Source organism: Catellatospora sichuanensis, from assembly GCF_007483665.1.
Taxonomy (GTDB): domain Bacteria; phylum Actinomycetota; class Actinomycetes; order Mycobacteriales; family Micromonosporaceae; genus Catellatospora; species Catellatospora sichuanensis.
In genome coordinates this window covers 11,628-27,063 of the sequence record NZ_VIQO01000031.1, presented here as the reverse complement: position 1 = coordinate 27,063, position 15,436 = coordinate 11,628, and the positions used below count along the sequence as shown (strand labels likewise).

8 protein-coding genes are annotated in these 15,436 nt (G+C 74.2%); 5 read left to right on the top strand and 3 right to left on the bottom strand.

The features are described from left to right. Positions 1 to 21: 21 nt before the first annotated feature. Positions 22 to 2,697 (bottom strand): tetratricopeptide repeat protein, encoded by a 2,676-nt coding sequence (locus tag FLL47_RS34685; RefSeq protein ID WP_144126891.1) that lies wholly within the window; start codon positions 2,695 to 2,697, stop codon positions 22 to 24. A 68-nt stretch (positions 2,698 to 2,765) separates the two neighbouring features. Here FLL47_RS34685 and FLL47_RS34680 point away from each other — a divergent pair, with 68 nt between their 5' ends. Continuing rightward, positions 2,766 to 3,245 (top strand): hypothetical protein, encoded by a 480-nt coding sequence (locus tag FLL47_RS34680; RefSeq protein WP_144126890.1) that lies wholly within the window; start codon positions 2,766 to 2,768, stop codon positions 3,243 to 3,245. A 124-nt stretch (positions 3,246 to 3,369) separates the two neighbouring features. Here the strand turns inward: FLL47_RS34680 and FLL47_RS34675 are convergent, their stop codons facing one another. Next, positions 3,370 to 8,592, bottom strand: coding sequence for a caspase family protein (locus tag FLL47_RS34675; RefSeq protein ID WP_144126889.1), 5,223 nt, complete (start codon positions 8,590 to 8,592; stop codon positions 3,370 to 3,372). Next, positions 8,589 to 9,449, bottom strand: a complete 861-nt coding sequence (locus tag FLL47_RS34670; protein WP_144126888.1) for a hypothetical protein — start codon at positions 9,447 to 9,449, stop codon at positions 8,589 to 8,591. The genes FLL47_RS34675 and FLL47_RS34670 overlap by 4 nt, the downstream gene beginning before the upstream one ends. 243 nt (positions 9,450 to 9,692) lie before the next feature. Here FLL47_RS34670 and fxsT point away from each other — a divergent pair, with 243 nt between their 5' ends. From fxsT to FLL47_RS34650, 4 genes are all read left to right on the top strand, one after another. Then, positions 9,693 to 12,485 carry an FxSxx-COOH system tetratricopeptide repeat protein gene (gene fxsT, locus FLL47_RS34665; RefSeq protein ID WP_144126887.1) on the top strand — a complete coding sequence of 931 codons (2,793 nt, stop codon included), beginning with the start codon at positions 9,693 to 9,695 and terminating at the stop codon, positions 12,483 to 12,485. 209 nt (positions 12,486 to 12,694) lie between these two features. Next, a complete protein-coding gene (locus tag FLL47_RS34660; RefSeq protein ID WP_144126886.1) occupies positions 12,695 to 12,883 on the top strand; it encodes a hypothetical protein in 189 nt (62 codons plus the stop codon). Beyond that, positions 12,880 to 14,136, top strand: a complete 1,257-nt coding sequence (locus tag FLL47_RS34655; protein WP_144126885.1) for an FxsB family cyclophane-forming radical SAM/SPASM peptide maturase — start codon at positions 12,880 to 12,882, stop codon at positions 14,134 to 14,136. Before FLL47_RS34660 ends, FLL47_RS34655 begins: the two co-directional genes overlap by 4 nt. Continuing rightward, complete coding sequence (locus FLL47_RS34650; protein ID WP_144126884.1) at positions 14,133 to 15,431, top strand: HEXXH motif domain-containing protein; 1,299 nt, start codon at positions 14,133 to 14,135, stop codon at positions 15,429 to 15,431. The genes FLL47_RS34655 and FLL47_RS34650 overlap by 4 nt, the downstream gene beginning before the upstream one ends. Positions 15,432 to 15,436: the final 5 nt, after the last annotated feature.

Below are 15,436 nucleotides of genomic sequence, written 5' to 3'. Positions count from 1 at the left end.
ACCACCAGAGGAGTGAACCGGTTAGGCGGACGCCCGCACGGCCGCCGTCTGGTCGTGCGGCGGTGACGCGGTCCACGACGCCAGCAGCTGCGCGACCTCGCCGGTACGCAGATGACCGTCGCTCTGCACCGCCCGCATGTCGGCCAGCACCTCCGTCAGCTCGCCGACCGCGCCCGCCACGTCACCGCCGCGGTGACGCAGCTGCGCGTGCAGCTGCCGGGTCCGCAACGCCCGCGGGTGGGCGTGCCCGAACACCTGCTCGACGACCTGCTGCAACTCGGCCAGCGCCGCCATGCCCGCAGCCGGGTCGGCGGCCAGGCCGGTCCAGTACGCCAGGTTGGTGCGGAACGTCAGCGTCGTCGGGTGCCGCGGCCCGAGCGCCCGCTCGGCGTCCTGCGTGGCCACCCCGAACTCGTCGACCGCAGGCGACGGCTGCCCGGCCAGACCGCGCCAGTAGGCCAGGTTGTGCCGGGCCGTCAGCGTGTCGTGGTGCAGCGGCCCGTGCACCGCCACGAGGCCCTCCACCGCCCGCTGGTACGTCCGCACGGCCAGCTCCGCGTCGCCCGCCTCGCCTATCCACCGCCCCAGGTCGGACAGCGTGCTGAGAGTGTCCGGATGCGACGGCCCCCGCCGCTGCGCCAACTCGTCCGCCAGGGCGGCGAACCCCTCCCGAGCCCCGGCCGGGTCACCGGACATGCCCCGGCACAGCGCGACATACCGCCGCGCCGACAGCGTCAGCGGATGCTCGCCACCGAGCACCGCCGTGGCCTGCGCGAGCAGCGGCACCATGTCGGCCAGCGTCACCGCGGGCGCGCCGAGTTCGAACGGCTGCAGCGCCTCGTGCAAGCGAATCCACAGCGTGTCCGGGTCGTCCGGGCCGAGCAGCCGTTCGGCGTCGCGCCGCAGGCGGGTCAGCTCCGCGTGCGCGGCGGCGGGGTCGCCGAGTTCGCCGATGGACTGGGCCCGCTGCGCCGCCAGGAAGATGGCGTCACGGTGCCCGTCGCCGAGCCTCGCACGGGCATGTCGGAGCAGCTCGTCCAGGCTGTCGCGGGCCGCGGCGGTCCGGCCCAGCGCCATCAGGTGCTCGCCGAGCCTGCGCAGCACCGGGTGCATAACCCCGTGCCACAGGTGCTCGCCGGCCGCCCGGCGCAGCGCCAGCAGGCTGTCGTAGAGCGCGGCCACCGGCAGATCGGGATCAGGCCGCGTCCACGCCTCGTCGAGCGCGTCCGCGGCGGCACGCACCAGGGCGGGCAGCTCGGCGTCCGGGACGGACTCCCGGACCGCCCGCTGCACCAGGGCGTGCATCGCCACCGTCGACGCGTCGTGCGTGATCAGGCTGAGCCGGTGCAGCGCGCGCAGCGCCGCCAGCGCCTCCCGCCGGTCCGTGCCGACCCGGGCCCGGGCCGCGTCGGTCAGCAGCAGGTCCTGCGGCACACCCACCGGTGCCAGCAGCGCCACCAGCTCCAGCATCCGCTGCGCGGCACCCGGCTTGGCCAGCGCCGCCGCCCGTTGCGCGGCCAGCTGCCACGTGCTGGCCACCGTACGGTCGTGGCCGTCGGCGGGCGAGGACGGCGGGAATAGATCCGCCAGCCGCTCCCGCTCGTCGTCGAGCAGCCGCCGGTATGCCGCCACGCCGGTGCCCGTGTCGATGAGGAACGCCGCGGCCTGCGACAGCGCGAGCGGGAAGTGGCCCAGCGCAGCCGCCAACTCGGCCAGCTCGCCGTCGGGCGGCGGCTCGCCGTGTCCCGCCGCCGGGTCCAGCGACAGGCGGTTACGCAGGTAGTCCACCGATTCCGCGCCGGTGAACATGCCCACCTGCACGACACGTGCCGAGGGACGCAGCACCATCGCGTCGCGGCGGCGCGTCGTCACGATGGTGCGGCCGTGCTCGCCGATCGGCCACAGCCCGTCCAGGTCGGCCGGATCGTCGGCGTCGTCGAGCACGACGAGCCACTGCTGCGGCGTGGCGCGCAGCCACGCGACCAGCAGGTCGGCCTGGGTCTCCTCGTCGTGGCCGTAGCCGTCCGGGTGCGCCGGGCGCCCGCCCGCAGCGGTGGGCCCGTCGAGGATCCCGGCCGCGACCGCCCGCCACGCTCGGGCGTACCCGGCCAGCAGCGACTGCCGCGACGACGCCGACACCCAAGCGAACAGGCCCCCGCGGCCACGTGCGCGATGGAACGCCGCCGCCGCGAGCTGCGACTTGCCCGACCCGCCCGGCCCGGTCAGCAGCACCTGGCGCACCGCGCCGTCGCGCAGCGCGCCGTCGATCGCCGCGGACAGTTCCGGGCGCTCGCGCAGCGACGCGGCGTCGCTGGGCGGGCGGCCGACCACCAGTTCCGCCGTGGTGGCAGCGACCGGGGGAGTGCGTGCGGCGGTGCGCTGCTCGTGCGCGGCCCGCCACAGCTGCCGCCACCGCTGCAGCGACTGGCCCGTCGCCGTCCCGCCGGCGGCCGACTCGATGGCCTGGACGAGCGCATGCACCTGCTCGAAGTCGCGGGGCACCGAGCGGCCGTTGAGCCATTCGCCGAGCCGGCGGGCGTTGACGGCGACCCGCCGCCCGGACGGCAGCGCGGTCAGGCTCGCCCGGCGGGCCAGCACCTCGTCGGACACGTCCGGCAGGCGGCGGCGTAGCTGCGCCAGCGCGGCCGTGAACGCGGTCCGGGGCGCGGAATCCTCATCGTGCGACCGTTCCGCCATCGTGGCCCGCGACCTCCCCTGTCCGACGTCGAGCTGATTCTAGACGTACCGATGTGGACGGTCCGCCCGTGCCGGTCACCGGTCCGGGCCGCACCGGGGAATCGGCGCAGCCATGTCACGTCCCGCCTGAACAGGTAAAACGCCAGCGCATCGGCTCTGGCGCAGCAGCCGGCGGCACCGATGCCCGGTTAGCGTCGGCGCGCCGGGGGCGTGGCCCGCCACGGCAGCCACCCAGGCAGCTCCACGAGTGGAAGGCATCGGTGACCATGCGCACCTTGAGTCCGAAGGACCTCGACCGGCTGGTCCGGACCCACCGCAACCTGAAGATCTCGGCTCTGGTCACCGTACTGGTGATGTTCGGGGTGATGTTCCTGCTCATCGCGGCCGAGTTGAGCTTCAGCCCGGCGTGCGGCATCGCCGTCGGCGTCGGTCTCGGCGCGCTGCTGCTCGTGCCGCAGCAGCGGCTGCTGGCAGAGCTCGGGATCGACAAGGATGAGGCGAAGGCGATCCTGCAGGCGGAACGCAAGCGCCGCCGCGGTGGCAGCTGACGACCGCGAAAGGCGCCGAGCGGGGCGGCGGGCGACACCGCAGCTCACACCTGGCTTGCCCCGCGTGGGAAGCGATTCCGGAAACCGGGCACGGACCTCGCGACCGTCGCGGTACAGGTCGGGATCAGCCGGGCAGGCGGAGGCTGACGATGCCGAGTTCGGTGCCCACGACCAGGTGGGTCGCATCTCGGACGGCGACGCAGTTCACCGTCGCGGTGAGCCGGATGCGGGTGCCGCCGGCCGACTCGCCGCCAGGCCGGCCGGTCACCGGCCGCACCCACAGCGTGTGGTCGGTCGCGCCGCTGACGACCACGGTGCGGTCGCCGAGCCGGTCGATCGCGACGGCGCGCACCCAGCCGTCATGGCCGGTGAACGCCGGGCCGACCGCAGCGCCGGTGACCGGGTCCCAGGTCCGCACGGTGCCGTCGTTGCCCGCGGACACCACCAGCAGCCGGCCGCCGACCTCACCCGCCGCCACCGCGTTGACGTCGTCGGAGTGGCCGGCCAGTTGCTCGCCGACCTGCTCGCCCGTGGCGGCGTCCCACAGCCGTACGACGTGGTCGTTGCCGCCGGACACGACGATCGGGCGGCCGTGCAGGTGGGCGAACCCGACCGCGCTGACGTAGCCGGCGTGGGCGACGATGGCCGGGCCGCACGGCTCGCGGGTGGCCGCGTCCCAGAGCTGCACGGTGTGGTCGTTGCTGCCCGAAACGATCACCGGGCGCCCGGCCAGCTGTCCGAACGCGACCGTGTTCACCGAACTGCGGTGGCCGGCCAGCGGCGCGCCGACGGGTTCGCCGGTGGCGGCGTTCCAGAAGCGCACGGTGCGGTCGTCACCGGCCGACACGACGACGGCACGGCCGCCGAGCTGCCCGAACGCGACCGAGCGGATCCCGTCGGTGTGGCCTGTGAACGGGGCGGCCAGCGGCCGCCCGGAGGCCGCATCCCACAGCCGTACGGTGTGGTCGGCGCCGCCGGAGACGACGACGAGAGCAGAGTCGAGCCGGCCGAAGGTAATCGCGGTGACCGCGCCACGATGGCCGGCGAACGGCGCCGAGACGCCATGGCCCGTGGTTGCGTCCCAGGCCCGCAGCCTGGCGTCGGTGCCGCCGGCGATGACGACAGGTTGGCGGCCCAACTGCCCGAACGCCACCGACCGCACCCCGCCCGGTGACGCATAGAGCGCGCCGACGGGTTCGCCGGTGGTGGCATCGCTGATCCGCACGTGGGTGTCGCTGCGGCCGGTGACGATGACCGGCTGGCGGCCGAGTTGCCCGAACGCGAGCGAGCGGACCGCGCCGGGTCCGGCAGCCGGCTCGCCGATCAGCTCGCCGCTGGTGGGGTCCCACACCCGCACGGTCTCGTCGTCGCTGCCGGAGGCGACGACAGGCAGCCCGTCGACGGTCCCGAACGCCACTGCGGTGACCGCGTCCGTGTGGCCGGTCAGCGGTTCACCGACAGGCGATCCGGAGGCCGCGTCCCACAGCCGCACCGTACGGTCGTCGCTACCGGAGGCGATCACCGGCCGGCCGTCGAGATCGCCGAAGGCAACCGCGTTCACCTGCGCGCCGTGCCCCACCAGCGGCGGTCCCGCCGGGTGCCCGGACGTCGCGTCCCACACACGCACGGTCTCGTCGCCGCCGCCCGACGCCACGACGGTCCGCCCGTCGACGTTGCCGAGCGCAACCGACCGGACCGCCCCGGGGCCGGCAGCCGGCTCGCCGACCGGCTCGCCGCTGGCGGCCTTCCACACGCGTACGGTCGCGTCGTCGCTGCCCGAGGCCACCACGGGCAGCCTGCCGACGGTCCCGAACGCCACCGTGGTCACCGCGTCGGTGTGCCCGGTCAGCGGCTCGCCTGTCGGCTGCCCGGAGGCCGCATCCCAGAGCCGCACCGTGCGGTCGGTGCCACCGGAGACGATGACAGCCTGCCCGGCCAGATCACCGAACGCCACGGCGCCGACCGTGTCGGTGTGACCGGTGAACGGCTCACCCGCCGGCTCGCCGGATGCGGCGTCCCACAGGCGTATCGTCTCGTCCTCGCCGCCCGACACGATCACCGGCCGGCCCTTGCGAGTGCCGAACGCCACCGACAGCACCCAGTCGATGTGGCCGGTGAGCCGGACGCCTATCCGGCGGCCGGTGACGACGTCGGACATCTGCACGGTCTGATCGTTGCTACCGGACACGACGACGGGTTGTGAGCCGCGGCGACCGAAGGCGACAGAGGTCACGCTGTCGGTGTGGCCGGTGTACGGCGCCGTGACGAGCTTGCGGGTCTCGGCCCACCACACCTGGACGGTCCCGTCGTCGCCCCCGGAGACGACGAGCGTGTCGTCGCCGAGCCGTCCGAACGCGACGGCCCGCACCCGCCCGACATGGCCGGTGAACGGATTGCCCAGGATCCGGCCGGTGGCCGTGTCCCAGAGCCGCACCATGCCGTCGGCGCCGCCCGAGGCCACCACGGGCTGCCCCCGCAGGTCGCCGACCGCGACGGCGTACGTCCCGCGGGGATGACCGGCCAGCGGCCGGCCGAGGACCTGGCCGGAGGCCGCGTCCCAGACGATGATGACCTCGTCGTCGCCACCGGACACCACCACCGGGCGGCCGTCCAGATGACCGAACGCGACCGCGCGCACCGGGCCGCGATGGCGGTTGGTGCCACTCGGCAGGGCGCGGCCCGTCGTGGCGTCCCAGCGTCGCATGGCGCCGTCGGCGCCGCCCGACACGACGACGGTCTGGCCGTTCACCTGTCCGAACGCTACCGACAAGACCCAGTCGGTGTGACCGATGAGCGGCTCGCCGAACGGCCGACCAGTCGCGGCATCCCACAGGCGCAGGCTCCGGTCGACGCTTGCCGAAGCGACGACCGGGCGGCCGGCGAGGTCGCCTAGCGCCACCGCGGTGACCGGGCCCCGGTGCCAGGTCAGGGTCTGGTGGGGCGGATGACTGCGCCACCAGGCCCAGAGCGTGGTCCACGGCAGCGGCAGGCCGCTGGCGGTGATGTCGTCGGCCAGTTGCGGCGCTCGCGCACATCGCGCCGCCAGCTGCAGATACGCGGCACGTTCGGCAGGGTAGGCCTGCATCTGGCCGATCGCCCACCGGTACGCGTCGGCGATCGCCCGCCCCTGCGTCGTCCGGACGCGGGGCAGCGCACCCAGCAGGCCGCCCGCCGGGAGTTCCGTGAGCAGCCGCGGCTCGGCGAGTAGCTGATCAAGGCAGCCGGCCTGCGCGGCGTGACCGGCGATCGCCGCCGCGGTGTACGGGTGCGCGAGGCCCCAGTCCGTAGTGCCATCAGGCCGTCGGGGGACCCGGTCGACGAGCGCGTCGACGATGGCCGCGTGGTCGGCTCTCGCGTCGCGTCCGGCACGCAGATGCTCGGCGAGGGCCGCGTGGTACAGGCGGTAGGCGGAGCTGTTGCCCAGCCGCGTCTCGATGATGTAGAAGCCTGCGTTCTCGAACAGCCAGTCCAGGTCGCGGTTGCCGCACCGGCGGCCGGTCAGCTGGGTGACCAGGCGCGGCCACAGGTTCTCCCAGGGCAGCCCGGACGCCTGCGCGTACGCCAGCGGCAGCAGCAGGTCGCGCGCCCGATCGGCCTGGTCACCGAGTCGGCCGTTGAGGTCCTGGCTCATGGCCTCGGCTGCCTCGCGCGGCAGCGACGCCTGCCACACCGGATCGTACGGATCGACCACCGGCTCGTTGCGCAGCGCGAGGCTGCGGGCGGTGATCAGGGCGACGAGGAAGGAGTCGCCGGCCGCCGCCGCGACGGCGTCCACCACCGCGCCGAGGTACTCGGGCCGCCGGCCCCGGTAGGGCGAGGTGTCGACGAGTTCGGTGAGGCAGGAGCGCACGTACCGGTGCAGGCTGGGCTGGTCGGCATAGCGGGCGCGGTCCAGGTTGACGACCTCGACCGGCATGCCGAGGGGGCCGATCAGATGGCTCCGGGTGCCGACCAGCAGGCGCAGCCGGGTCCCTGGCGCTGCTCTGACCAGTGGTGCGAGGACCTGCTCGACCATCGCGACGCCGGTGAACGTGGTGTCACCGAGTTTGCTAGCCGCCTCGTCGACGCCGTCTATCACGACAGTGATCGGCTCGGTCCGGTCCTGCAGGTGCTCGAGGAGCCTGCCCGGCGAGTCGATGGCGGCGATGTCCTCGATGCCGCAGGCCTCCGCCAGTCCCGCCAGCAGGCCCCGGGGAGTCAGGCCGCGGGCATGGATGAAGCGGGTGATCGACTCCCGCGGCGGGACGGTGTCCGGTGGCAGGAGGTGCGCGTCGGGCACCCGGGCGCTGCGGGTCGGGTCTGCCAACGTGTCCACCCGGGCCAGCAGCGCCGACTTGCCCGACCCCGGATTGCCGGTGACCACCAGCGTCGGTGGTGCGGCGTCGGCGAGCCAGGCCGAGACCCGCCGCAGTGCGGCGTGACGCCCGGTGAACAGCCAGAGGTCGTCGCGGCCGGAGGACTCGTCCAGGCCTTGCGCGGCCAGCGCGGTGGCGTCTCGGTCACGGCGCCTGGCCTCCCGCTGCAGCCGCAGGTCCCGGGTGCGTACGTCGAGGTTGGAGTACCACTCGCTGTACTTGCGGTTCGGGAAGAACTCCCCGGCCCTCTCCCCGACGTAGAGCAGCCGGGCGTGCTGGTCGGCTGCCCCGCCCGTCGCCGCCTCCGCCATGAGCTCGTTGACCTGTGCGATCAGCGGTTCCAGGGGGACGAACCGCACCTCGTGCCCGGCGATCGCCCGTTCGCGCACCGCGCGGGCCAGCGCCTGGGTGAACGTGCCGACACCGGCCGGCTGGTAGTCGCGGGCGGCGACGATCACCGCGATGGCGGGGCTGCCGGCGGTGCGGCGCAGCCGGTTGACGAAACTGACCGCGCCGGCGGCCATCGATCCGCCCGCCGCGCCGCCGTAGCAGGTGTCCAGCACGAACAGCAGCTGCTGGCCGACCATGTCGCCGGGTGCGTCGCTGTCGAGCACGCGGCCGGTCAGGTCACCGGCGTGCAGGAAGCTGAAGGACCGGTCGGCGGTGGCGTCGGCCATCGGCAGCAGCAGGTCGGCGCCGGACGGCGCCACCTCGCCGTGGCCGCTGTAATAGACCACGATCCGATCCTCAGTGGTCCGGTCTTCGCTGCGCAGGAACGCGCGCAGCCGGCCGGTGAACTCCCGCGCGGTCAGGTTCGTCCCGAAGCCGGGCACCGCCTCGTACTCCAGGCCGGTGAACAGCTCGGTGGCGCGTTGCAGCTCGCCGACGAGTTCGGGCAGCGCCACCAGGTTCGTCGACGGTGCGTACTCGGTCGTCGCCGCGCCGATGAAGTATCGCCGCACCACTGACCGGCCCCCGTCCTGGTCGCTCAAGCCCGCGCGGTGAGGATACCGGTGGCCACGGCCGCGCCGGTCTCTGCCGCGGACAGGTAACGGTCCACCTTGTGGGCTTCGGTTCCATTGCGGATCTCGATGTCGCGGACCCGGTGGCCGTACACGTCGCGCAGCACCGGTCGCAGAGCCACGAAGTCGCCCGAGTCGGTGATGTTCGTCCAGCGCTCGACTGCCGGCCAGTCGGCCGTCGGGGGGATGAGCCGGTGCGTCACCAGGTGCGGCACGCCCAGCGGCGACCCGAGGGTCACCAGGTCGGTGACCGGCCATTCGGGATGGGCGCACAGCGCCTCGTAGGCCACCACCGACCCGAGCGAGTGGGCGACCACGACACGGGTGTCGCCGTGCACCGCGGCGGCGAACCGCTCCTGCACGGCCTGGCGCACAGCCGGCTTGGTGAAGTAGTCCGTGACCTGTTTGAGACCCCACACCAGCAGGCGCTCGGTCGTCCGCGCCAGGAACCGGGAACCGGACAGCGCGAGCAGCGCCGCACGCGCCGACTGCCGCGGGCCCAGGGTCCGCGCGTCGGGGGCCGCCACCCCGCTGTCCATCCGCGCCGCCGCGGACCACCATGCCATCAACAGGTCGAGCTCCGGGCCGTCGTCCACATCGTCCGCGTCCAGCGGCGGCACGTCACCGAGGTACTTTCCCGGCGGCCGGAACACGTCGCCGTAGAACACGCAGGCCACGTCCGCGTCCGCGAGATCGACATCGGGGACCAGGCCGGTCAGCGCCGCTATCCTCACGCCGCCCTGCAGCGCGGGGATCCACTGCGCGGCCATCTGCGGCGGGCTGCCGTACGTGTTGTGGATGCCGTGTACCGCTACCACCCGCGCCATACGGCAAACCTATCGGCCGGGCGCCACCCCGGCCGGGGCCGGGAACTGTCGGCAACACGACGCCCGTGCGGCGCGCGGTCACCCGGCCGCGGGGCGCGGTCGGGGACGGTGCGTGTCGATGGCGCGAGCCGGTCGTGCGTCGATATGCTCGCCGGGGGCCCGCCCGGCGTCTCCGTGTTCCGCCTACCGTCAGTTCCGCCACCGTCAACCCTCGGCTGGCCGTCATCCGCGCGGAGCCGCCACGTGCAGATCAGCAGACCCAGTTTGGACGCGGTGCCGCTGGGATCGTTCCGTGACCTGGTCGACGCGCTGCATGACCTCTACCGGCTCGCCGGCTGCCCCTCCGCACGGGTCGTCAGCGGCAGCATCTACGACGACCGGTCGCTGGAGGTCGTGTCACACGAGACCTACCGGCACGCGTTGCGCGGCACGTACTTGCTCTCGTGGATGAAGTATCACTCGATTATCGTCGATCTCAACAGACGCACGCGCGACCCACGGGACGAGGCCGGGCTGACCACCGAGTTCCTGGCCCTGTGGAATCGCGCGCGGGAAGGCCATCGCCCAACTCGCGCGGGGGAGACGACCACGGTGCCGATTTCACGCGCCGGGCGCGGCGCACCGTCGCCGCCCCGACCGGATGCGGAGGTCACCTGGCCGGTGCTGAGCCTGCCGGACCGCAACTCCTTGTTCACCGGGCGGCGCCCCGCGCTGGGCCGCATCCGCAAGGCGTTCGAGCAGCGCGCGCACACCACCGTGGTGCTGCACGGCGTCAACGGGGCCGGCAAGACCCAGCTAGCCGCCGAGTACGCGCACCGCTACGGAGCCGCCTACCCGATCGTGTGGTGGATCCGCTGCAACGACCTCGAGAAGGCGCAGGCGGGCCTGGCCGAGCTCGCGGGGCGGCTGGGGCTGGGCAACGGATCGCCGGGCGACCGTTCGCTGGCCGAACTGCGCCGCTACCTGGGCTCTCCCGACGTCCCGAACCTGCTGATCTTCGACGGGGTGGAGGGCCGGGCGATCCGCGGGCTCATCCCGACCGGCGGCGGGCACGTCATCCTGACCACCACCGACCGGGAACTGGCCTACGACACCACGATGATCGAGGTCGAGGTGCTGGACTTCGCGCCCGACGAGGCACACGAGTTCCTCGGCCGGCGCCTGCCCGACATCACCGAAGCGCAGCGGATCGACGTCATCGACCGGGTCGGCCGGCTGCCCCTCGACCTGGACCTCGGCGCGCGGCAGTGCGACCCGGCCGCGCCGCACGTTCAGTACGCCCCGTCCGATGGGATGGTCACCGCGCTGGCGGGCGTGCGGCTCGGGCTCAGCGCCGAGCACCGCGAGGTGTGCGACCTGTTCGGCTGGTTCGGACCCGCGCCCGTGCCGATCGCTCTGCTGCAGGGCGCGGGGGCCACCATGCCGGCGCCGCTGGGCCAGACTCTGCGCAACCCGTTCGAGCTGCGCAGGGCCCTGCGCGAGCTGGCCAACTACGGCTTCATCCGGGTCGGCGAGGACCAGGCCGAGATGACACAGCTGGCCCGGCAGGCCTTACGCCGGATCCTGTCGGGCGACGCCGACACGCGGGCCCGCCACCACGTGCACGAGATCCTCGCCCGGGCCGCGCTGGACCCGCCGGGGATCGCCCCGGCCGGCGCCTACCGCGAGATCGGCGTACACGTGCAACCGGCGCAGCTCGTAGAGTCCCGCAACCCGGACGCGCAGCGGCTGGTCGCCGACCAGATCCGGTTCCGCGTCCTGGACGGCGACCTGACCGGAGCCGCAGGCCTGGCCCGCCAGGCCGTGACGGCGTGGCGGCAGCCCGGATTCCTCGCCTCCGACCACGACCTGGTGCTGCGGGTGCAGGTCGAGCTGGCCGACACGCTACGAGGCCTGGGCGAGTACACCCCGGCCCGCGACCTCTCCCGCACCGTCCTGCGGCACCTGCAGACCAGCCCGGCGCACGGACCCGATCACGAGCTGACCTTCGCCGCCGTCGCGGGCACGGCCGCCGACCTGCTCGTGGCCGGCGAATACGCCCAGGCCGTGACCACCGGACGGGACAACCACAGCCGTTGCGTGGCCGTGCTCGGCGCATACCACGCCCGCACCGTGGCGTGCCGGCGGCAGCTCGCCACGGGCCTGCGCCACGTCGGCGCGTACGCCGAGGCCGTCACGCTGGACCTGCCGGACTACGAGCGGCTGCTCGCGGCCGACAACGCCCTGGAGGCGGCCTGGGCCGCGTTCGCCCTGGCCGAAGATCACATCGGGCTCGGCCGCTACGACCAGGCGCTGACCCTGCTGGACGACCACGTGCCGGTCGCCCGCGGGCTGCTCGGCGACGCCGACCCCGGCGTGCTGGCCGCCTGCCGCACCGCCGCCGTGGCCAGGCGCCGCCTCGGCCGCCCGCAGGCCCTCGCCGAACTCCGAGAGCTGCACAAACGCTGCACCGAGATCCTCGACCGGGCCGATGCACAACTGCTCGCCGGGGTGAAGGTCAGCTACGCCAACGCACTTCGCGACGCCGGCGGCACCGTTCTCGCCGAGCAGCTCATCACACAAGCCGCCGAGGGCTACCGGACCAGGCTCACCGACCGGCACCCGCTGACCATGGTCGCGCAGGTCAACCTCGCCGCGGTGCAGCGGGCCCGCGGCCGCTGGCAGGCCGCCCGCGACACCGGCCGGCAGGCCGCCGAACAACTCGACGGGATGCTGGGCGCGAGCCATCCCTACGCGATCTCCGCGGCGGTCAACCATGCCACCGACCTGGCCCTGACCGGTGACCGGACCGGCGCGGTCGAGGCCTCCCGGGCCGTGTACGCGACGGCCGTCGACGCGCTGGGGCCCGGCCACCCGACGAGCCTCGCGGCCGGCACGAACCTGGCGCTGGACCTGGTGGCCGTCGGCGCGCCCGACGACGAGCTGCGCGAACGCACGCTGGCGGGCTGGCAGGACCTGCTGGGCGAGCACGAGTTCGTCGCCCGGTGGGCGCGCGGCTCGCGGGTCGAGTGCGACCTGGACCCGATACCGATCTGACCTGTCTGACCTGCTGGCACCGATTTGACCCCGATCCGGCCCGTGCCGCAACCATGTTGATCGCCAAGTTTTGCCAAACCCTGCTCGTGGCGTGGAACCGGCCCGCCCGAGCGATCTATCTTGAGTCGCCCGGGCACGGTGCCCGGCAGCCGACTCGACCGGACGGCATGGCACGCCGTACCGCGCCGTATACCCGATGGGGAGCAATGGTGGACGTTGCAACAACGCCGGAGCAGTCAGCCGGCTCGTGGTCGCCGCTGGTGGACCTGACCGACCGTCCACTGCTCGAGGTGATCCAGGGCGGGGACGACGCCCTGGCCAGGGCGGCCCGCCGGGTGATCCGGGCGCTGGACGACCCGGACGGGATCATCTCGGCGTTCCAGTCCGCCGTCTCATGACCACACCGCCGGCCGGCGGCGCTGTGGCGACATTGCGGCAGGCGCAGCGGGCGGCCGCGCCGTGGCCGTACGCCGAGCTCGACCCGCAGCGGCTGCGCGCCGCCGGCTGGCGGCCCACCCCGATCCGCGAACTGGTGCTCAAGGTCCACCAGCGGTGCAATCTCGCCTGCGACTACTGCTACGTCTACGAGTCGAGCGATCAGACCTGGCGCGATCGCCCGGCTGTCATGGCCGACGGGATCTGGCAGGCTGCGGTCGGCAACCTGGCCCGGCACGCGGCCACCCACGGCCTGCGCCGGGTCCGGGTGGTCCTGCACGGCGGCGAGCCGCTGCTGTTCCGGCTCGACCGCATCGAAGCCCTGGTCGGCTACCTGCACGCCCGGCTGCCTCAGGCCACCGAAGCCCAAGTCAACATGCAGACCAACGGCGTGCTGCTGACCCGACCTGCCGTCGCCCGGCTGGCCGCACTCGGGGTCACCGTCGGGGTCAGCGTGGACGGCGCGGCCGACGACCACGACCGGCACCGCCGCACGCATGCCGGGCGGGGCAGCTTCGCTGCCGTCGCCCGTGCGCTGGATCTGCTGCGCGAGCCCGCCCACCGGCCCGCCTACGCCGGGATCCTGACGACCGTGGCGCCGGACACCGACCCGGTGCGCACCTTCGAGGCGCTGTCCGCGTTCGAACCGCCGGTGATCGACTTCCTGCTGCCGCACGCCAACTGGGGCGAGCCGCCGACCCACGCCCGACCGGGCGCGACCCCGTACGCCGATTGGCTGATCGCGGTGTTCGACCGCTGGTACGGCCGCAGCGAGCCGGTCCGGGTCCGGCTGTTCGACGACATCCTGGCCCTGCTGCTGGGCGGCGCGAGCGGCTCCGAACAGGTCGGCCTCAGCCCTGCGGGCATGCTGGTCGTGGAGTCCGACGGCGCGCTGGAGCAGGTCGACGCGCTCAAGTCCGCCTATCCCGGCGCCGCGGCCACCGGCCTGGACGTGCGCCGCGACGAACTCGACACGGTGTTCGACGACCCCGGCGTGACCGCCCGCCAGCTCGGCGCCGACGCGCTGTCGGAGACCTGCGGGTCCTGCCCCGTGCGCCGGGTCTGCGGCGGCGGCCACTACGCCCACCGCTACCGCCCCGGCGCGGGCTTTCGCAACCCGTCGGTGTACTGCGAGGACATGCGCCGGCTGATCGACCACATGTCCGCGCGCGTGACCGCGGACCTGCACCGTGCCGCGGTACCGGAGAAGCGATGACGACATTCCACGAGTTCGACCCCGACCAGTTCGCCGGGCTCGCCCGCGGTGACGGCGGGCCGCCGGCCGTCGCCGCGCTTCGGGCCGCGCAGCTGAGCCGTCACCTGCTGCTCGTCGGGCACCTGCTGCGGCACTGGCCCGGCGGTCCCGCCGAGCGAGACGCGGTCGCCGACACCCTGGACCGGGTCCGCCGGGCCGCACCGGACCGGTACGCCGACGTCCTGGGCGCGCCGCTGGTCGGCTCGTGGACCGGCATCGTGGTCCGCGCCGTCGAACGCGGCGTCGCGGCCGCCTCCGACTTCGGGCAGCTGTGCGGCATCGCCGCGGTCGCCGCCGCGGCCGCGGGCGAGCCCGCCGACCTGGCCGTGCCCGTGCGCGACGGGGTGGTGTCCGTGCCGGGCCTCGGCGCGCTGGTGGTCGGCGACGCGGCGTCGGCGCGGCTGATCGCCGACGGCGGGCGCCTCACCGTGGTCGCGGGCGGGCGCAGCGTGCCGCTGTCCCGTGATCCCGGCGAGGCGACCGTGCCCGGATGGCTGCCGGTCCACCGGCTGCGGGCACCCGGCGGGCCCGGTGTCGCCCTCGACGACGTCGACCCGTACCGCCACGGGCACCACGCGCCGCCGGCGAACCGGCTCGACGACACCGAGGTCGCCCACTGGCAGGCCGTGTTCGCGCAGGCGTGGGGCATGCTCGAACGCCGTATGCCGGGCCGGGCCGGGGAGCTGGCCACCGGTCTGCAGACCCTGGTGCCGCTGGCCCAGACCGACCCGCACTCGGCGCGCAGCGCCACGATCAAGTACGCGTTCGGCGCGTTCGGGCTGACCCGCCCCGGGTCGGCGGCCGACCTCGTGGTCACCATGGTGCACGAGTTCCAGCACTCGAAGCTGAGCGGCATGCTCGACCTCGCGCCGATGAGCGACCCGGCCGACACCCGCCGGTTCTTCGCGCCGTGGCGCACCGACCCGCGCCCGCTCGCGGGCCTGCTGCAGGGCGTCTACGCCTTCGTCGGGGTCGCCGACGCCTGGCGGGCACTGCGCGATGAGGACGGCCTCGAAGCGCTGGCGAGCGACCGGTTCGCGCAGGCGCGCCTGCAGGTGGAGCGCGGGCTCGGCGCGGTGGAGGCGTCCGGCGCGCTGACCGGTGCGGGCGAGCGGCTCGTCGCCGGCCTGCGCGCACGCACCGACGAGCTGCTGGCCGAACCACTGGACCCGCAGGTGGTCCAGGCGGCCGAACAGGCGCTCAGCGCCTCGCACCGCCAGTGGATCGACCGCAACAAGACGCTGGTCGCCGGCTGACCGGC